The organism is Mucilaginibacter sp. P4_D1 (genome assembly GCF_056401935.1).
The window spans coordinates 22245-40101 of record NZ_JBFUIJ010000001.1 but is presented as its reverse complement, the minus strand read 5'-3'; the positions used below and the strand labels follow the sequence as shown (position 1 = coordinate 40101).

18 protein-coding genes are annotated in these 17857 nt (G+C 42.2%); 7 read left to right on the top strand and 11 right to left on the bottom strand.

Translation table 11 applies throughout. From position 1 onward, the window contains the following. Positions 1-28 precede the first annotated feature (28 nt). Positions 29-1030 (bottom strand): glycosyltransferase family 9 protein, encoded by a 1002-nt coding sequence (locus AC1DV1_RS00185; protein WP_477353619.1) that lies wholly within the window; start codon positions 1028-1030, stop codon positions 29-31. Positions 1031-1101: 71 nt separating this feature from the next. Continuing rightward, positions 1102-2097 (bottom strand): glycosyltransferase family 9 protein, encoded by a 996-nt coding sequence (locus tag AC1DV1_RS00180; protein WP_477353617.1) that lies wholly within the window; start codon positions 2095-2097, stop codon positions 1102-1104. Between the two features lie 187 nt (positions 2098-2284). Between AC1DV1_RS00180 and meaB the strand changes: the two genes are divergently transcribed. Continuing rightward, positions 2285-3151: a methylmalonyl Co-A mutase-associated GTPase MeaB gene (gene meaB, locus AC1DV1_RS00175; protein ID WP_477353615.1), complete on the top strand. Its 867-nt coding sequence runs from the start codon at positions 2285-2287 to the stop codon at positions 3149-3151. An 80-nt stretch (positions 3152-3231) separates the two neighbouring features. On the opposite strand, the gene AC1DV1_RS00170 is transcribed toward meaB, so the two are convergent. After that, positions 3232-4524: an aminopeptidase P N-terminal domain-containing protein gene (locus AC1DV1_RS00170; protein ID WP_477353613.1), complete on the bottom strand. Its 1293-nt coding sequence runs from the start codon at positions 4522-4524 to the stop codon at positions 3232-3234. 148 nt (positions 4525-4672) lie between these two features. On the opposite strand from AC1DV1_RS00170, the gene AC1DV1_RS00165 reads away from it, so the two are divergent. Both AC1DV1_RS00165 and AC1DV1_RS00160 read left to right on the top strand, forming a co-directional pair. Next, on the top strand, positions 4673-5992 hold the full coding sequence (locus AC1DV1_RS00165) for an OmpA family protein (RefSeq protein ID WP_477353611.1): 1320 nt from the start codon (positions 4673-4675) through the stop codon (positions 5990-5992). A gap of 147 nt (positions 5993-6139) precedes the next feature. Next, positions 6140-6598, top strand: coding sequence for an alpha/beta hydrolase (locus AC1DV1_RS00160; protein WP_477354369.1), 459 nt, complete (start codon positions 6140-6142; stop codon positions 6596-6598). Between the two features lie 77 nt (positions 6599-6675). Here AC1DV1_RS00160 and AC1DV1_RS00155 read toward each other — a convergent pair whose 3' ends face one another. From AC1DV1_RS00155 to AC1DV1_RS00145, 3 genes are read right to left on the bottom strand one after another with little or no spacing between them, the layout of a single operon-like run. After that, a complete protein-coding gene (locus tag AC1DV1_RS00155; protein WP_477353609.1) occupies positions 6676-7473 on the bottom strand; it encodes an ABC transporter permease in 798 nt (265 codons plus the stop codon). Positions 7474-7478: 5 nt separating this feature from the next. Beyond that, positions 7479-8378: an ABC transporter ATP-binding protein gene (locus AC1DV1_RS00150; protein WP_477353607.1), complete on the bottom strand. Its 900-nt coding sequence runs from the start codon at positions 8376-8378 to the stop codon at positions 7479-7481. Continuing rightward, positions 8372-8584 carry a hypothetical protein gene (locus AC1DV1_RS00145; RefSeq protein ID WP_477353606.1) on the bottom strand — a complete coding sequence of 71 codons (213 nt, stop codon included), beginning with the start codon at positions 8582-8584 and terminating at the stop codon, positions 8372-8374. The genes AC1DV1_RS00150 and AC1DV1_RS00145 overlap by 7 nt, the downstream gene beginning before the upstream one ends. Before the next feature lie 236 nt (positions 8585-8820). On the opposite strand from AC1DV1_RS00145, the gene AC1DV1_RS00140 reads away from it, so the two are divergent. The 3 genes from AC1DV1_RS00140 (at position 8821) to AC1DV1_RS00130 (ending at position 12287) form a co-directional block, all read left to right on the top strand. After that, positions 8821-9873, top strand: a complete 1053-nt coding sequence (locus tag AC1DV1_RS00140) for a sensor histidine kinase (RefSeq protein WP_477353605.1) — start codon at positions 8821-8823, stop codon at positions 9871-9873. A 153-nt stretch (positions 9874-10026) separates the two neighbouring features. Next, the gene (locus AC1DV1_RS00135) at positions 10027-11361 is read left to right on the top strand and encodes a 3-keto-disaccharide hydrolase (protein WP_477353603.1); all 1335 of its coding nucleotides are present in this window, start codon (positions 10027-10029) and stop codon (positions 11359-11361) included. Between the two features lie 200 nt (positions 11362-11561). Then, positions 11562-12287: a LytR/AlgR family response regulator transcription factor gene (locus tag AC1DV1_RS00130; protein WP_477353601.1), complete on the top strand. Its 726-nt coding sequence runs from the start codon at positions 11562-11564 to the stop codon at positions 12285-12287. 397 nt (positions 12288-12684) lie between these two features. Here AC1DV1_RS00130 and AC1DV1_RS00125 read toward each other — a convergent pair whose 3' ends face one another. Then, complete coding sequence (locus AC1DV1_RS00125; RefSeq protein ID WP_477353599.1) at positions 12685-14442, bottom strand: ABC transporter ATP-binding protein; 1758 nt, start codon at positions 14440-14442, stop codon at positions 12685-12687. A 73-nt stretch (positions 14443-14515) separates the two neighbouring features. Further along, on the bottom strand, positions 14516-15079 hold the full coding sequence (frr, locus tag AC1DV1_RS00120; protein ID WP_477353597.1) for a ribosome recycling factor: 564 nt from the start codon (positions 15077-15079) through the stop codon (positions 14516-14518). 195 nt (positions 15080-15274) lie between these two features. Here frr and AC1DV1_RS00115 point away from each other — a divergent pair, with 195 nt between their 5' ends. Next, positions 15275-15634, top strand: a complete 360-nt coding sequence (locus AC1DV1_RS00115; protein ID WP_477353595.1) for a hypothetical protein — start codon at positions 15275-15277, stop codon at positions 15632-15634. Positions 15635-15716: 82 nt separating this feature from the next. On the opposite strand, the gene AC1DV1_RS00110 is transcribed toward AC1DV1_RS00115, so the two are convergent. The 3 genes from AC1DV1_RS00110 to AC1DV1_RS00100 form a co-directional block, all read right to left on the bottom strand. Further along, on the bottom strand, positions 15717-16115 hold the full coding sequence (locus AC1DV1_RS00110; protein WP_477353593.1) for a hypothetical protein: 399 nt from the start codon (positions 16113-16115) through the stop codon (positions 15717-15719). A gap of 112 nt (positions 16116-16227) precedes the next feature. Continuing rightward, positions 16228-16629, bottom strand: a complete 402-nt coding sequence (locus tag AC1DV1_RS00105) for a DUF5655 domain-containing protein (RefSeq protein ID WP_477353591.1) — start codon at positions 16627-16629, stop codon at positions 16228-16230. Between the two features lie 143 nt (positions 16630-16772). After that, positions 16773-17786: a Kelch repeat-containing protein gene (locus tag AC1DV1_RS00100; protein ID WP_477353589.1), complete on the bottom strand. Its 1014-nt coding sequence runs from the start codon at positions 17784-17786 to the stop codon at positions 16773-16775. Between the last annotated feature and the right edge of the window lie 71 nt (positions 17787-17857).

The window sequence follows — 17857 nt, the reverse complement described above, 5'->3', positions numbered from 1 at the left end:
ACGATAATAACGCTTTAATTATTGCTGCCTACTTTACCCAGTTGCTTATCCTGTCAAAAACCATCTCGACAGAAATACTGTCCAGGGTATCCGAGTCGCTTTCAATATGCTCGGCTTTGATGCCCAGGGGAGCCCAGCGGGTGGCGTTTATTGACCTGGAAATTGGGAACAAACCAAGCGTGTGAATGCCCGAAGCGGCCGCAACATGCAGTGGCCCTGTGCCGGATGCAAGCAAACCATCGGCGTTATATATAAAGGCAATCAATTCGTTAAGCGACATTTTACCACTTAAATCAATCACATGTGCCGGTAGTTTCGGAATCCAGCTTTTAAACAATTCATGTTCTTTTTCAGATCCTGTGATAAAAATGCGGAATTTATCTGCCGGTAAAAGCTTAATAAGGGCGGTAAACCTATCCATATCCCACTCCCTGCCATTCCCGTTTGATTTGGAGTGGATAATTAAATTAAACTTATCGTTAGTCAGCTGATCTTTAAACCGGGCGGGTAATTCAATAGATGGTTTAAAATTATCTTTATAATAGTATGCAATAGTGCCAAGCGTTGGGATATGGGTAACGCCAAGCGGTTTGCACAAATAAATATTTTGCTGTGCTTCGTGCAGGTCTGATTTGCCCCTGCTTAACCTGATTAACCGGTTACAGGTAAAAAAATGATAATTACGGCTTGTGGTACCTATCCTTAGTTTTACGCCTGCTTTTTTGGCGGCTTCGGCAATATGCCTTTTCGGAAACTCATGTACTATGGCGTCGATGCCTTTCTCCTTAAAAATGGCGGCTATCTCATTTGTTGATAAGGCGCCAATCTCATCATAATTAATAAAATGGTCAATTGCCTTGCAGGCATCAACCACGGGCTTAGTGTAGCTACGGCCCAACATGCTAATGGTAACATCCGGATACAACTGTTTTAAATAAATACAGGTGGGCAGTTGCAATACCACATCGCCCATGGCATCAATCCTGTTTATTAAAATATGCTTTATCTGTTTGTTATCTATCAGGGCCATTAACTTTTATTTTTATGCGTTATGAATTGGGCAAAAGTACAATAATTGGCTTTAAAGGTCGTCGTTAATCGTTATTGCAGCCAGCTGGTTATTTTTTCTGTTACCAGGTTTACCGACAATGGCAGCAGATTATCTGTCCCGCTTTCTATAAAACCGGCCTTTTTACCCAATGGCGCCCAACGCCCCGGATGAATAGGCTTTACCGATGGGAATAAACCAAGGGTGTTTATCCCCGCCATAGCCGCTATATGCAGGGGTCCGGTGCCCGAGGCTATCAGCCCGTCTGCCTGGCTGATTAAACTAATAAGTTGTGGCAAACTCATTTTACCAGTCATATCAACTACTGTGGCGGGTAGGGTTACAATCCAATCGGCCAGCAATATTTTTTCTTTATCAGACCCGGTTATAATAATATTAAATATATCTGAAGGCAGGGCATCAATAAGCCCCGCATAATTATCAAGTCCCCATTCCATCCCGCTGCCGTGCGATTTTGGGTGGATGATGAGGTTAAATTTATCGGCTGATAATTTACCGGCTAACGCTGGAGGAAGCAACGCCCTGCTTTCAAAACTGATGTGCTCAATGATATCCTGCAACGATGGTACAGCCTTCAAACCCAACGGCTTTAATAAAATAAGATTGAGTTGCGCTTCGTGCAGATCGGATTTTTTACGGCTTAGTTTTACAAGCTTGGTACAGGTAAACCAATGAAAAACACGATTGGTAGTACCAATACGCAGTTTAATGCCGGCTGCCCCGGCTATTTGAGCTACGTGCTTATTGGGGAACACGTGGATAATGGCATCTATTTTTTTATCTTTCAAATAGCTAACCTGCTCCGCCTGGGATAGCTTTTTTATTTCGTCGTAGTTAATAAAAATATCAACCGCTGCACAGGTATTTATAATGGGTTGGGTATAAGTGCGCCCTAAAAACGAAACCACAGCCCCTGGTAACAGCTCTTTAATATAAGCAGCCATGGGCAAGGTAAGCACCACATCGCCAATAGCATCTGTACGGCTTATCAATATGTGCTGTATTTTTGACTTAGGGGGCTGGGGCATTGTTGCAAACGTTGAATATGCTGTTGGGGCCGAACGCCGTATTCATTCTTTTCTTTTACTCAGAACTTAAAACTCAACACAGGCCGTACAAGTGCAATAATAAAGATTAAATTGCCTTTTATTATGATAATTTTCGTCATTTGCATTTACAAATATGAATGTGGCAGCTGTTTTTAACAAAACCGGAATGACGAATAGCATTAACTTTAAACAGGTTGCCCGTGTACTAACCATTGTTGAAAACTACCTGCCCGGAAGCCAGGAACTATTAAAGGGCCTTACATTTAATAAACCTGCGCCGGTAATTGGCATAACCGGCCCCCCGGGTGCCGGCAAAAGCACGTTGGTGAATGCTTTAATAGATTTACTTTTAAAGGACGGCAACAAAATAGCCGTTTTGGCCATTGATCCCACATCACCATTTAACTTTGGCTCGTTGCTGGGCGATAGGATCCGGATGTCTTCGCACTTTAACCATCCTGATGTTTTTATCCGCTCGCTGGCTACGCGCGGTTCGTTGGGCGGTTTATCGGCCAAAACCATCGAAATGAGCGATGTATTACGTGCCGCCGGATTTGATTATGTACTGATAGAAACCGTTGGCGTTGGCCAGTCGGAAATTGAAATAAGCGGCCTGGCCGACGTTACCCTTGTGGTATTGGTGCCGGAAGGGGGCGACGAAGTGCAGCACATTAAATCGGGCCTGATGGAAATTGCCGACGCCTTCATTGTTAACAAAGCCGACCGGGCCGATGCCGATGTATTTGCCAATAACCTGAAGAAAATAATAGGGCAAAAAAAAGATGGACAGCCACCGGTATTCAAAACAACAGCATCGCTGGGAGCGGGGATTGCCGAAGTTGCTGAGTTTATAAAAACACCTGCACAAATAAAAAACCCACGCAGAAAGCTACTACTTACCGAGAAGGCTTACAAGCTGTTAGCCTATAAATTAACGCAGCATATAGATAAAAAAAAGCTTCAGCAAGATGTTGCCGAAGCTTTGAAGCATCAAGATTTTAACCTTTACAGTTTTGTCGATTCGTATTTATAGTGACTCGACCAGTTTTAAGTCGAAAGCCTTGAGTTCTAAGTCTGGATTATCGTTTTCGTCTTAGAATTTAGGGCTTCCGTCTAAAAACCATTCATGATCTCTTCAATATGCTCCGCCTCTACAGGGATATCGGCCATCAGGTCGCGGTTACCGTTTGCAGTAATTAAAATATTATTCTCAATTCTTATCCCGAGGCCTTCAGCCTGGATATAAATACCAGGTTCGCAGGTTAGTATATTGCCAACCTCAAATTTTTTATATCGGCTTGCAAAATCATGCACATCCAAACCAAGATGGTGCGATGTGCCGTGCATAAAGTATTTTTTATATAACGGGGCATTGGCATACTGCTTTTCAACATCATGTTTATCAAGCAGGCCAAGGCCTATCAGTTCGCTGGTCATTATCTTGCCAACTTCATCCTGGTATTCGCTTAAAACGGTACCAGCCACAATCATACTGGTTGCCTCGCGCATTACTCGTAGTACAGCATCATAAACGGCACGCTGGCGTGGGGTAAACCTGCCGTTAACCGGCACCGACCGGCTCATATCGGCATTGTAATTGGCATACTGGGCACCAAAATCAAACAGGATAACATCGCCATCACTGCAAACCTGGTTGTTATCAATATAATGCAGCACGTTGGCATTTTTACCGGAAGCAATTATGGGGCTATAAGCGTGGCCGGTAGCACGTTGCCGTAAAAACTCATGTATAATTTCGGCCTCAATTTCATATTCGGCAACACCGGGTTTTAAAAATTTAAGTACGCGTACAAAAGCATCGTTGGTGATGTTGCAGGCTTTTTGGATCAGCTCAATTTCCGGTTCCGATTTTACAACCCTCAAATCCCGTAATATCAATGCCGAGCGCTCATATTTATGCAGCGGGTATTTTTGGCGTAAAGCTTCATACATCCGCATATCCCGGTATGGTACGGTATGTGCATACCTGTCGTTTTCGTTAGTGTTGATGTAGATATTTTCGGCATAATTAATAATGCTATGTAAAATAGCGTCATATTCATGCAGCCAGTAAACACTCTCGATACCAGAAACTTGTCTTGCCTCCTCTTTTGTATACTTGTGCCCTTCCCAAATGGCTATGTGTTCGTTGGTTTGTCTTAAAAAAAGTACTTCTCTGTATGCTTTATTAGGACAATCGGGGTACAACAGCAATATACTTTGTTCCTGATCGATACCGGTAAGGTAAAAAAAATCGGGATTCTGTTTAAAAGCAAAAACCTGGTCGCCACTCACCGGAAACTCATCATTGGCGTGAAAAATCGCCAACGAGCCCGATTTTGTTCTCGAAACGAAATTTTTTCTATTATTTGTAAACAAGGAATTTAAAAGTTCCAAATATTTCATATTTAAGTGCCGATTATTTTAATAAATCATTTTTTTTTCCTTATTTGTGTAACTATTACAATTTTTGGAACAATGTTTGGTCATCGTTTCAAACATAATTACTAAATTTGAAAAAAATCACAATTAAAATCGTTTAATCTTAAAAACTATGAATTATTCTACATTAAAGAAAACAGCAGCACTGTCAATTGCTTCTTTGATGGTTGCGGGTATGGCTAGCGCCCAAACCGACTCCACAAAAACTGGATCTGCCAAATTGTTTGGCGGGATCGGACAGTACAACACATTAAGTATCGGCGTAAACGTTGGTATAACTGATGGATTAGTGCCATTTACAATTAACACCACCAACAAATTTGCAGTTGATCTGGGTTACGGTGTTTCGTTAAGGCAGCAATTATCGCACACCTTTAGCTTACAATTAGACTATTTGGGTGGTAAAGTACACGGTAAAGATGAGGACGGCAAACCGAAATTTGGTTACACTGATTACAAAACCTCGTTCAATTCAGGTGCTCTTAGTGCCGTATTTAACATTGCTAGTGTTAGCTTTTTGCATCGCGCAAACAGTGTTAACTTTTACACTTCTGCAGGTTTAGGTTTAGACATGTATAAGATTAAAGAAAACACAACTGCAGCAGGTGTTGTTACCACGCTACCTTTCGGCGATAAAACAGTTAAAGAATTATTTGCTCCGGTTGGTGTTGGTGTAAAATTCAAACTATCTGACGCGTTAGCCCTGAACTTAGGCTACACAGTTAGCTTTGTACAAGGTTACAATTTTGGTGGTATCCATACCTATCCTAACTTTAGCCACTACTCTTATACCTATGGTGGTTTGGAATATACTTTTGGCCCAAGTTCAAAAAAGAACCTGGAGTGGGTAAACCCAGTTGCTGTAATGTATGATGAATTGTACGATGCAGCTTTACGCCAGGAAGTTGAAGCTTTAAAAGGCCGTGTAACAAACGTAGAAACTGCTGTTAACGACCTGAAAAAAGATTCAGACGGTGACGGTGTTGCTGATCAATTTGACAAATGCCCTGGTACTGCTGCAGGCAGCGTAGTTGATGGTTCTGGTTGCGTTATCGTGTTCCCTAAAGACACTACCAAAATGGATGGCATGGGCTCTAAAGTTGGTACTGCTTACTCAAACATCCAGTTTGAATTTGATAGCTCAGTATTACGTACTTCATCTTACCCAGTGTTAGATGCTACATCTGCTGATTTGCGTGCTTCTGGTAAAGGTGTTGAGGTTGATGGCTTTGCTTCATCTGAAGGTACTGCTGCTCACAACCTTTCTTTATCAAAAGACCGTGCTAACTCTGTAAAAACTTACTTAGTTAACTCAGGTGTTGATGCTAAAAAAGTAAAAATCAAAGGCTACGGCGAAACTATGCCAATTGCTGATAACTCAACAGAAGATGGTCGTGTATTAAACCGTCGTGTTCAGTTCAAACAAAAATAATCGTTAACAGAAACATTATTTGCGAAAGCCCCGGATAACCCGGGGCTTTCTTCGTTTTACACGATTTCTGACACGATTTAGGGATTTTGCAGGATTGACATGATTTTAGAAACGCATGGCATGTGCTCCGGGTAGCGACATCTTTCGATAAGTACCGGTCATATCAAATCGCAGCAACAACTTCTTGACGCTGTAAAAATGGCATACCAACATGTCAAAACATTATACTCCGAAAACCGAATTGTCATATTAGGCTATTCTGTCGGCACGGGCCCGGCAGCCTGGCTGGCATCACAAAATTATCCGCAAAAGCTCATTTTGCTTGCCCCTTATTATAGCCTGGCTGATGAGGCGAAAACTCTGTATCCATTTTTGCCTTCTTTTATTTTAAAATACCCGCTCCAAACTCATAAGTACATCCAACATACATCTGCTTCTATTATCATTTTTCACGGTGATGCAGATGAGTTGATAAACCACTCTTCGTCCTTGCGCCTCCAAAAATACTTTAAGCCCGGCGATAGGCTAATTATTCTGAAAGGGCAGCATCATAACGGCATAAATGATAATACCGATTACCAGGATTCATTGAAAAAATTCCTGTAAACAAAAAAGACGTGCGCTACACGTCTATCCAATTTCTATTCTGCAGGTAATCTGAAATCTGCACACCTGCACATCCATCACTTAACACTCTTCTTCTGCACAATAAAGTATCCCGCAATAAATACAACAGCTGCTACTGCCATACTTACAAAAACATCTTTGGTAAACACATCTATTTGAATGCCTTTTGGCGCACCTTCCCCGCGGTGCATCATAGTCGTTATAGCTTCCATGGGGTGCGAATAAGGGAAAAGATAACAATACTCCCAGTTTTTTGAGGCCAGTATAACACCCGTTATAGTACATACAAAGCCGATGCCCATTGGCTTTAAAAAATCGGCCCAAAGTAAACTGAGCAGGAACTGGATGGATAAGATGCCCAGCGATGACAAAAACAATTTAAAATATATCTGCGCCAGCTCCTTTTCCATATGGTAATTATCAAACCTTAGTTCGGGCTTTACAATGCTTAGTAAATTGCCAAACCCTATGGTAAACAGCACAAAAAGCGCAAGCGTTAAAAACACCAAAAATATAGCATATGTATATTTAGCGCCATATACGGCCCAGCGCGAAATTGGCAGGCTAAACAAGCTTTTCCAGGTATCGGCCTTGTGCTCAATACTATTTACCGAGTAGGCTATAAAAATAATAAACATGGGCAGCAATAATGACCCCATTACGCCTAATATGGCACCGGCAAATTGCAACCACAGCATCATGGGTGGTGTACCCGTAAGCTTTTCGGCCTTAAGGTAAAAGCCCACAAAAAGTAAAGTGCAAATAAATAGTGGTAGTATGATGGCCGCCCAAAAACCCAACGTTTTACGGCTTTTGTAAAATTCCGACCGGAACGATAGTATAAATCCTTTCATGGGGCTCAGGCTTTTTGGGTAATATCTAAAAACAGGCGTTCCAAATCTTTTTGCTGTTTGCCTATGCTGAATATGGCATGGCCGTTACCATGCAATAGTGCGTTAATATCAGCAGTTTTTTGTTTGCTGATGTAGGGCACATACAGGTAACTATCGGTAACATCGCTAACGGTATAGCCGTTACGGGTAAGCAGGTTTGCTGCATCAACCGTGTTATCTGTCTCGATGCATACCAGGGGCTGGCTCAGGGCCTGTAACTCGCCGATGCTGCCCTGAAACAGCAGCTCGCCATGGTTGATGATACCCACGTGGGTGGCCATACGTTCAACCTCGGCAAGTAAATGGCTGGATATAAATACTGTTTTTTTATACTGGCTAACAAGCTTAATCAGCAATTCACGTACTTCGATGATGCCGTTAGGATCAAGGCCATTGGTAGGTTCGTCCAAAATTAAAAGTTTGGGGTCGGCAAGCAAGGCAAGCGCAATGCCCAGGCGCTGTTTCATACCCAACGAGTATTGCCCGGCTTTTTTATGGGCTGCATTGGTAAGCTGTACAAGCGCCAGCATTTCGTCAACGCGTTTAACGGGCACCTGTAATAACAAGGCCCTGTTTAATAAATTCTCTTTCCCGGTCAGGTGCTGGTATATGGCAGGCTGCTCAATAAGCGAACCTATTTGCGATAATATTTGGGTGCGGTGATGTTGAATGTCCTGTTCAAATATCTGGATGCTGCCGCTTTGAATTTTGAGCAGGTTTAACAGGAGTTTGATAGTAGTGGTTTTCCCGGCACCATTTGGGCCAAGAAAACCATATATGCTTCCTTCGGGTACCTGTAGCGCAAGTGATTTAACCACTTGCTGGTTACCGAAGTTGAAGGATAACCCTTCGGTACTGATTACCATACATTGTTGCTTTTGGCAACTGAGCAAACAGTTTTAACAAGGGTAATACCTTTGTAAAACAACGAAGTAGCGTGTACAGATGATGTACCCATTACTGCTGATTCCTTTTTTTGTTCAAACTGGTAGCTTACACCTAAAATTAGGGCAAACATTACTGGTATCAACAACATGATAAAAGGATTAGAATTTTTGATAAGCGTTTTCATTGCGAGTGATTTGATAGAACAAAGAAATACTTATTTTACCACCCGCTAAAAAGTATTAGACCAACACACGGAGTTTATAGATGAACGCCTTTTTAAACATTTTAACCAGTTCATCGATTATAAAAGCCAGTTCATCGACAAATTGAATTACTATATATAAATAAACACCCGTATAACAATCAAAATACTAAATTACATCAGATTAAACCTTTTTATTTAGGGAAATAAAAAAGCACATGCAGCATACAATTTCACCGGATAACCAAACACGCGTTTTAAAAACAGCCTGGCATATTTTCTGGCATTTACTTTTTTGGCTGGGGATGATCTCGCTGTTCATTTTCCTGGCCCGGATGAATGATCATATCTCATTCAGAGATTTAATTGTAATATTTCTGATATTCCCGGCAATCAATATAGGCCTGTTTTACATTAATTTTCTTGTTTATATCCCGCGTTTTTTAGATAAAAAACGTTATTGGGCTTACGCGTGTATAGTTTTGGTAACCATTGTAATTTTTGGCGTTATCAAGTATGGGGTGGGACTGGTATTTAAAGATGTAATACTGATGCGTAACAAAGGGCACGAGGTAAGCTTCCCACACTATTTTTTTAGCACAGTTTTTACAAGTCTTATTTTCTTCTTTTTAAGCACCGTGCTCAAGTTTACTACAGACTGGTTCCTTAACGAACGCGTTCAGCGTGATTTAGAGAACCAGCGGCTGACTGCCGAACTGGCTTTCTTAAAATCGCAGATAAACCCGCATTTTTTATTCAACTCGCTTAACAGTATTTACTCACTGGCCTATCAAAAATCCGAAACCACGCCCGAGGCTATCCTCAAGCTATCCGAAATTATGCGCTACATGCTTTATGAGTGCAACGATAACCGGGTTGATTTAAGCAAAGAACTTCAATACCTGCATAACTACATCGATTTGCAAAAAATCCGTTTCGGCAATAAGGCTTTTATTGATTTTAAGGTAATGGGCGACGTAACCAACCAGCAAATTGTGCCCTTATTGTTAATAGCCTTTATCGAAAACGCTTTTAAACACGGCGTGGCCAATGATGTGATGACACCCATTAAACTGCTCATCAACGTTGACGAATGCAAACTGCACTTTTACATTCAAAATAAAAAACACACCCATAACCGCGATGCCATTGGCGGCATAGGGCTAACCAATGTGCAACGGCGTCTTAATCTTTTATACCCCGGTAAGTATACTTTAAATATCAGGGATACAGAAGATACCTATACTTGTGAATTATCGATAATTTTATGACGCACGAATTATCACGAATGTATTCGAATTTCACAAATCGGGCGGAGAGAAATTAAAAAAAACATTCCGAAAGGCCGTGTGAATTGGTGTTTTTTCAAAAACTCGTGTAATTAGATTTAATTCGTGATAATTAGTGTGCAATAAATATCTACTATGAACCAGTTAAAAACCACCTTATTAATGCTGATGTTAGCCCTATCCGGGTACAGCGCGTCGGCACAAAATGATCCAAAACTTACCGAAGTTTGGGATCCGGAACCAGCCGTAGTGCAACCGGGTGTTGGCAACAAAGCCCCATCAGACGCCATTATTTTGTTTGATGGAAAAAACCTGAACGAATGGACAGATCAAAAAGGGATGCCCCCGGGCTGGACAATTAAAAACGGTATCCTTACCGTGAAACCAGGTAGCGGCTCCATCATCAGCAAAAGAAACTTTGCCGATTGCCAGCTGCACATTGAATGGCGCACACCGGCCATTGTAAAAGGCGAAGGCCAGGAGCGCGGCAACAGCGGCGTAATCATGCAAAGCCGTTACGAGCTTCAGATACTGGATAGTTATAAAAACCGAACCTACTCCAACGGGCAGGCAGGCTCTGTTTACAAACAGCATGTGCCTTTGGTAAACGCTTCCCTTAAACCCGGCGAGTGGCAAAAGTATGATATCATATACACAGCCCCGCGTTTTAATTTAGATAGCTCGCTTAAAACACCGGCGTACATTACGGTTTTACACAACGGCGTACTGGTGCAAAACCATGTTGCCATAAAAGGCACGGTGGCCCATGTTGGCCAGCCTAAATACACCAAGCACAATTTTGCCCAGCCCTTATTGCTGCAGGAGCATGAGTTCCCCGTTTCGTTCCGTAATATCTGGATAAGGGAAATCAATGTGCAAAAGCTTTTCAACGGCCGGGATAAAACAGGTTGGTATTCGTTTTTAGATACACTGGGCAAAAACAACGATATCCATAATAATTTCACCGTAGAAAATGGTGCGGTGCACGTAATGGGTAAATATTTTGGCTATATGAGTACCCTAAAATCCTACTCCAATTATTACCTTAAAGTAGTATTCAAATGGGGCTCCAAACAATACTTTCCCCGCCAAACCGGTAAGCGGGATGCCGGAATTCTTTATCATTTTGGATTGATGGAAAAAGACACCGTCTGGCCAAAATCAATAGAATTCCAGATACAGGAGCAGGATTGCGGCGATTTTTGGTGCGTAAAACATACCAATGTAGATTCGCCCAATAAATGGGAGTTTGCCTGGGATCAAAAGCACATTTTTCGCACGGCAAATTTTGAAAAACCCCGCGGCGAATGGAATACCCTGGAGATTATTTGCAACGGCAACCAAATTGAACATTATGTAAACGGACACCTGGTAAACTGGGGTACAGGTTCGGTAACCGAAGGCAGGATACTATTACAATCGGAGGGCGCCGAGTTATTTTACAAGTCGGTAGAGTTAACACCATTATAGACACGAATTTCACGTATTAGGCGAATTTCACAAATCAGGGCGCTTATGAATTATAAGGTAGCTAAATGGTAATTTCTTCCAATTCGTGTAATTCGAAAAATTAGTAGCATTCGTGTTTATTTAAATTAGTGCCATTAGTGTTTATTTAAAAATTCGTGTAATTCGTTTCAATTCGTGCAATTAGTGTTTATTTTTACAGCATGATCAGATGCCTGGTAGTTGATGATGAGCCTTTAGCGCTGCATATTTTGGAAGATTATATATCCAAAATGCCTTTTTTGCAATTGGTGAAAGCCACAACCAACCCCATTGAAGCCCTTACCCTGGTACAGGCCGGCAATGTGGACCTGGTATTTTTAGATGTACAGATGCCGGAGCTTACCGGCATCCAGTTTTTAAAAATAGCCAATGGCAAAGCCAAAGTAATACTTACCACAGCTTACCCCCAGTACGCGCTGGAAGGTTATGAGCTGGATGTGGTTGATTACCTGCTTAAACCAATAGCTTTTGACAGATTTTTTAAATCGGTACAAAAAGCGCAAAGCATCATACAGCCCGTTACCAAACCGGTTATCCAGGCCGAGCCTGCGCAGCAGGATGATTTTTCGACGGATTTTATCTTTGTAAAAACGGAGCACAAAATTCAAAAGGTTTACCTGCACGATATTTTGTTTATCGAGGGGCTGAAAGATTATATCTCCATCTTCACCCCTGCCGAGCGCATTATTACCCTGCAAGGCATGAAAAAAATGGAAGATGCCCTGCCCGAAAGACATTTTGTAAGGGTACATAAATCATACATAGTAGCACTTAACAAAATTGACAGCATTGAGCGCAGCCGCATCCAGATAGGCGACAAAATTATCCCTGTAGGAGATACTTACCGCGATGAGTTTTTTAAGATCATTGATGATAAAAACGTTTAGCCCCCTAACCCCCTGAAGGGGGAACTATGGTTGGGATGGCTGTGTCTGCCTGGGGATGATGTCCAAAATATCAAGATCGTTATACTCAGTCGTAAAACCCCGCGAAATTCTGAAGGAAAATTACATTCAAAAATAAAAGACTGTCATCCTGAGGTACGAAGGATCTATTGGCGAACTTTTCTATCGGTCATGCACAGCTGATAGATCCTTCGTACCTTAGGATGACAGGAAAATTGGATATGTCAGTGCGAGCTACAACGTGACAATCTCGTCGCACGCGCGGCGGCTTTCCATTGTTCGCGATTGCTTCGTGCCTCGCAAATACATAAATTTATCTCTAACGTCCCAATTCAAAACATCTGCACATCTAAAATCTAAAATCTGCACATCCGCACCCCTACTCCACTTCCACGGTAATCTTTTCGCCTATTTGCTGCCTCCACATGGCATAATATAAGCCCTTTTGATTGAGCAGATCAAGGTGGCGGCCAGATTCGATGATACGGCCTTTTTCAAGCACATAAATGCAATCGGCATGCATAATTGTAGATAAACGGTGGGCAATCAATATGGTGATATGATTTTCGTTTTCAGATACGTTACGTATGGTTTCGGTGATCTCCTCTTCGGTGATAGAATCCAAAGATGAAGTAGCTTCATCAAATACCAGGATATCGGGTTTGCGTAACAGTGCACGGGCTATCGAGAGACGTTGTTTCTCGCCGCCGGATACTTTTACGCCACCCTCGCCAATAACTGTGCTCAGGCCTTTATCGGCCCTTGCCAGCAAGGTTTGGCAGGCGGCACGCTGCAATACGTTCATACACTCTTCATCGGTCGCATCAGGACGAACGAACAATAAGTTTTCGCGGATTGTACCCGAAAACAACTGGGTATCCTGCGTTACAAAGCCAATTTTTTCGCGCAGCTGATCAAGGTCAATCTCCTTGCTTAAAATATTGTTGTATAAAACATCGCCTTCCAAAGGCTGGTACAAACCAACCAACAGTTTTACCAGCGTGGTTTTACCCGAGCCCGACGGACCAACAAAGGCGATGGTTTCGCCGGTATTAGTTTCAAAACTAATATGGTTAAGCGCGTTGCGGTTGGCGGTTAAATGCTTAAAAGTAACGTTGCTAAAGGTTAGCGTATTTACTTTATCAACCATTACGGGTTTTTCGGGTTTTTTATCAATAGGGGTGCTCAAAATGCCTTTGAAATTCCCTAATGAAACCTCGGCCTCGCGCCATGACAATATTACGTTGCCAAGCTCCTGCAGCGGGTTAAACAAAAAGAACGAGTAAAACAAGAAGCTAAAATACTGTCCCGGTGATAACGATCCTTTAAATATCAGCATCAATAGCACAACCACCATTACACTCCGCACAAAATTTACAGTAGTGCCCTGTACAAAGCTCATGCTGCGTACATATTTTACTTTCTTTAATTCCAGGTCGAGTATTTTGTAGGTGGTGTTATTCAGCCTTTCTATTTCCTGCTTAGCCAAGCCAAGGCTTTTTACCAATTCAATATTTCTTAATGATTCGGTAGTGGAACCGGCCAATGCGGTGGTTTCAGACACTATTTTCTTTTGAATGGTCTTGATTTTGCGGCTCATGGCCATGCTCACAAAAGTAATAATGGGTATAGCAGCAAAATAAACTAATGTTACCTGGTAATTTACACTTACCGAGTATACAATTACAAATACCATCCCGATAAGGGATACAAATAATATGCTGATAAATGAGGTGATAAACTTTTCGCAATCTAACCGTACCTTTTGTAAAATGCCCAGCGTTTCGCCGCTGCGCTGATCTTCAAAAACCTGGTAAGGAAGCTCTAACGAGTGTTTCAGGCCATCAGCATACATTGCTGCACCAACCTTTTGGGTTATAATATTGGTAAAGTAATCCTGAAAATTTTTTGCAATACGCGATACCATGGCTACGCCGATAGCTGCACCAACCAGCATTAACACCTGCCGCAGGTACTCTTCGTAATGCAGCGTCCCCCGTTTTTCAATAACGCGGTCAACAATGCGGCCGGTTATCCACGGATCAAGCAATGAAAAACCAATATTCATGGCAGCCAGAAACAGCGCCATTACCACTATCCAGCGGTGTTTTTTCAAGTAAGAAAGTAATATATTCATGTTTCGGCAGTAAAAATAAAAAAAGGGAATGGCTAAGTAGCTCATTCCCTTTTAATTTGACATAAGGTTAATATTAAACCGTCATGATATCTTTTTCTTTGGCTTCAGAAAGCTGATCAACTTTGATGATATAAGCATCGGTAAGTTTTTGAACTTCTGCCTCGCCTACTTTTATTTCATCTTCAGATACGCCTTCCGATTTTAATTTTTTAATCTTCTCGTTGGCATCTTTACGAATGTTGCGGATAGCTATTTTACCGGTTTCGGCTTCGCCTTTTGCTTTTTTAACTAAATCGCGGCGGCGCTCTTCGGTTAACGGCGGTACGTTTATACGGATGATGATGCCATCGTTTTGCGGGTTAACACCAAGGTTAGCCGCTATAATTGCTTTTTCTATAGGGGCAAGCAATGATTTCTCCCAGGGTTGTATAATAATTGTGCGGGCATCGGGGGTGTTTACGCTACCAACCTGGCTTAAAGGGGTTGCTGTACCGTAATAATCAACCGTAACGTCATCCAGCATTGATGGGCTTGCTTTACCGGCACGTATTTTATTTAATTCGTTATCGGCATGCTCAATGGCCCTATCCATGGATGCCTTTGCATCAGTAACTTGTTTTTTAATGAGTTCGCTCATCGGTTTAAATTTTTCACAAAAATAATAAAATCTACCATTTAACAGCAGGCCATCTGTTTTATCATTTGATGGCCGCCACAGTTTGCCAACTAACGTAATTTTTGCAACTATGTTTTTTACTACAAATGTTAAATAACTTTTTTTAACATTTATAATGCTTATTTGTATTTATCTTAGTGTAAACCTATTACAGTTATGAAAAAAACATTGTTAATTATTATTTTGGCAACATGTGTAAGCCAGGTAAAAGCGCAAATATCACTTAATCCGTTTTTTAGCAATAAAATTACCTGGAGCCCTACTTTAAAACCCAAAACAGCAACTACTTTTTTCGCTACCAAACCGGTAACACCACAGTTAAAAGATTTTTTATCGGGCAGCGTGCAGCAGATGCCTGATGCCCAACCTATGCGCTATTTAATGCCGGTTGCTAAGGTATCAAGTACCGACAGGATGCCTATAGTAAAAACTGATGAGCCAGGTATGCATTATACCATGCTGATAAAAGGATATGGATCGCCAAAATTGGATAGCCTGGCAAATTCAACACCGTAATTAAGGTAGAACACGGGGGAGAGAGGGCAACCGGGTGCAGCCTCGCCACATGAGTTTTCACCAAACTGCTCACTACTCAACCCTATCCCCTCAACCTTACATCATCAGCCACAATCCGCTCAACCATAATACTGCGTGTACCGGCGTTATTTTCATCAACAGCATTTACATCTATAGCGCCGTAATTATTAAGTGCATCAACAGCCTCCTGGGCCAGCCTGGCCGACGGCGCATGTACAGTTACAATGGTGCCATTACGGCCGGCAGTGGCATGGGCTTCGGCCTCATGTTCGTTATCAAACAAGTGGTTAAAAAACGCGGCAATACGGTCAATGGTGCCCGGCTCGTGCACATCGTGACCCACCAGGGATTTGTGGGTGTGCTGGTCTAAACTATCGGCGTCAAATTCGTTGCCCAACAGGTACTCGCACACATCGTCGGCAAGGTTAACATCTTCAAAAATACCTACTACTGTAATCATATGTTAGTAATATGTGACAGGGGTAAATTGTTTGCGGTGCTGAGTCGGAAAGTCCGGAAGTCGGGAAGTCAGAAAAGTCGGACTTTTGTTTACGGCCGCTTATCTAACAATACTATAAAAGGTGGTATGATTCCCGCAGATAAGTAAACAATTTGGGGCGCAAATCATCCAACACCGCAATACGGATATGATTCTCAAACTTATTCCCCGAAGCCACACTTTTAAGAATTGGTTTTTCGGTATGGGCCACTTTGGAATAAAACTTAATATCCAACTCCTTTTTCATCGGCCGGATTACCATGAAGGTGAGCCGCCTCGTGAAAACAATACAATTCGGGGTAGTGCCAACCAGCACATCGTCCCAGCCGGCCACCTCGGCAAGTATCCTATCAAACGCCAGCACAAGTTCGGGCGGGCGGCCGCCAAGCAAACTGTCAAGGCTAACCTGCGCACAGTAATGCCGCTGTTCGGGCTTCGGCAGCTCGCGTTCACATTTCGGGCAGGTCCAGCTCATTACTCATTTTTGGGCTAAATTACCAAAATGCATCTAACATCTTAAAAACACCTGTGCATTTTGATTTGTTGCGGGATTACCTCCCGGCCAGCAACCTTATACAGCCGGCTATTGGCATGATTGGTATTTGTTTTGATTGAAACCTATGGGTTAAATTTCCAGAAATCGTTGAAGTAAACCGGATACTTGGCCCCGCCCGCCATTTTACTACCTGCTCCAAGGCCAAAATAGGCGGTGTCGCCAATCACAAATCCAACAGCGGCTGATCTTTCCTGCCCTTTAAAATCTTCGGCTTTAGTCCACTGGTCTGTCGCCGTATCGTATATCAATACAGCTTTCCGAAACTTCAGATCCTGGCCAACTCCGCCAATAACAAAAATCTTGGTGCCTTTGGTAAAAACAACCGGGTTATAAAGCGGCTCAATAATATCAGCCTTCTTTGTCCATTTATCTAAAGCCGGCTCGTATTCCCAAAAATCACTTACAACGTTATCCATACTGGTACCCGCCCCGATATAAACTTTGCCATTAACAGAAGCACTTACCATTTCGGCAATGCCTGTTCCTGGGTAATCTGCCATTTGGGTCCATTGATCAGTAGCGGGCGTATATTTCCAAACATCCTGTTTTGTTCGCAAAAGGCCGCCAACTAAGTAGCCATAACCACCTATCGAAAAAGATATTGAGCCTTGTCTTTTACCACCGGGAAAATCTCCTTTTTGTATCCATGTATCGTTGGAAGGATCGTATTCCCAAAAATCGCTGTATAAAAGATTGGTGCTGTAGTTAAACCCGGTACCCAGGTACGTTTTGTTGTTTATTGAGAATCCTGCCATCAGACCCATCCCTTTACCGGGATAGTCATTTAGCTTATGCCATTTATCAATCAAAGGATCGTATTGAAATACATCGGCGGTATTATTGCCAGCAGCCTCTTCATATTGCCCGCCAATAACATATCCTTTATTACCCGCGGAAAATCCAAACGTCCAGCGAAGTGCGGTACCCGGATAATTTTGCAACTGAACCCATCCCTTCGGCTCTGTTTCCGTTGTATCGGTATTATTACCCGCACCCGATTCGACATGAAGTTTCCTACATGAGGTGATGACAAAAAGCAGCGAAATTGCAATTACTGCCAGATTTAATTTAGGCATAATAATTCAAGATAGGTTTACTATATAAATCTACAATAAAAAACAACAAAACCAAATAGAAACTTCCGGCT

Bases quoted from the DNA above. Each gene is read 5' to 3' on its own strand.
- AC1DV1_RS00125 (WP_477353599.1), bottom strand. From the start codon at position 14,442: ATGAATATATTACTTTCTTACTTGAAAAAACACCGCTGGATAGTGGTA.
- frr (WP_477353597.1), bottom strand. From the start codon at position 15,079: ATGAGCGAACTCATTAAAAAACAAGTTACTGATGCAAAGGCATCCATG.
- AC1DV1_RS00140 (WP_477353605.1), top strand. From the start codon at position 8,821: ATGCAGCATACAATTTCACCGGATAACCAAACACGCGTTTTAAAAACA.
- AC1DV1_RS00155 (WP_477353609.1), bottom strand. From the start codon at position 7,473: ATGAAAGGATTTATACTATCGTTCCGGTCGGAATTTTACAAAAGCCGT.
- AC1DV1_RS00165 (WP_477353611.1), top strand. From the start codon at position 4,673: ATGAATTATTCTACATTAAAGAAAACAGCAGCACTGTCAATTGCTTCT.
- AC1DV1_RS00105 (WP_477353591.1), bottom strand. From the start codon at position 16,629: ATGAGCTGGACCTGCCCGAAATGTGAACGCGAGCTGCCGAAGCCCGAA.
- AC1DV1_RS00115 (WP_477353595.1), top strand. From the start codon at position 15,275: ATGAAAAAAACATTGTTAATTATTATTTTGGCAACATGTGTAAGCCAG.
- meaB (WP_477353615.1), top strand. From the start codon at position 2,285: ATGACGAATAGCATTAACTTTAAACAGGTTGCCCGTGTACTAACCATT.
- AC1DV1_RS00150 (WP_477353607.1), bottom strand. From the start codon at position 8,378: ATGGTAATCAGTACCGAAGGGTTATCCTTCAACTTCGGTAACCAGCAA.
- AC1DV1_RS00130 (WP_477353601.1), top strand. From the start codon at position 11,562: ATGATCAGATGCCTGGTAGTTGATGATGAGCCTTTAGCGCTGCATATT.
- AC1DV1_RS00135 (WP_477353603.1), top strand. From the start codon at position 10,027: ATGAACCAGTTAAAAACCACCTTATTAATGCTGATGTTAGCCCTATCC.
- AC1DV1_RS00100 (WP_477353589.1), bottom strand. From the start codon at position 17,786: ATGCCTAAATTAAATCTGGCAGTAATTGCAATTTCGCTGCTTTTTGTC.
- AC1DV1_RS00145 (WP_477353606.1), bottom strand. From the start codon at position 8,584: ATGAAAACGCTTATCAAAAATTCTAATCCTTTTATCATGTTGTTGATA.
- AC1DV1_RS00170 (WP_477353613.1), bottom strand. From the start codon at position 4,524: ATGAAATATTTGGAACTTTTAAATTCCTTGTTTACAAATAATAGAAAA.
- AC1DV1_RS00110 (WP_477353593.1), bottom strand. From the start codon at position 16,115: ATGATTACAGTAGTAGGTATTTTTGAAGATGTTAACCTTGCCGACGAT.
- AC1DV1_RS00180 (WP_477353617.1), bottom strand. From the start codon at position 2,097: ATGCCCCAGCCCCCTAAGTCAAAAATACAGCACATATTGATAAGCCGT.
- AC1DV1_RS00185 (WP_477353619.1), bottom strand. From the start codon at position 1,030: ATGGCCCTGATAGATAACAAACAGATAAAGCATATTTTAATAAACAGG.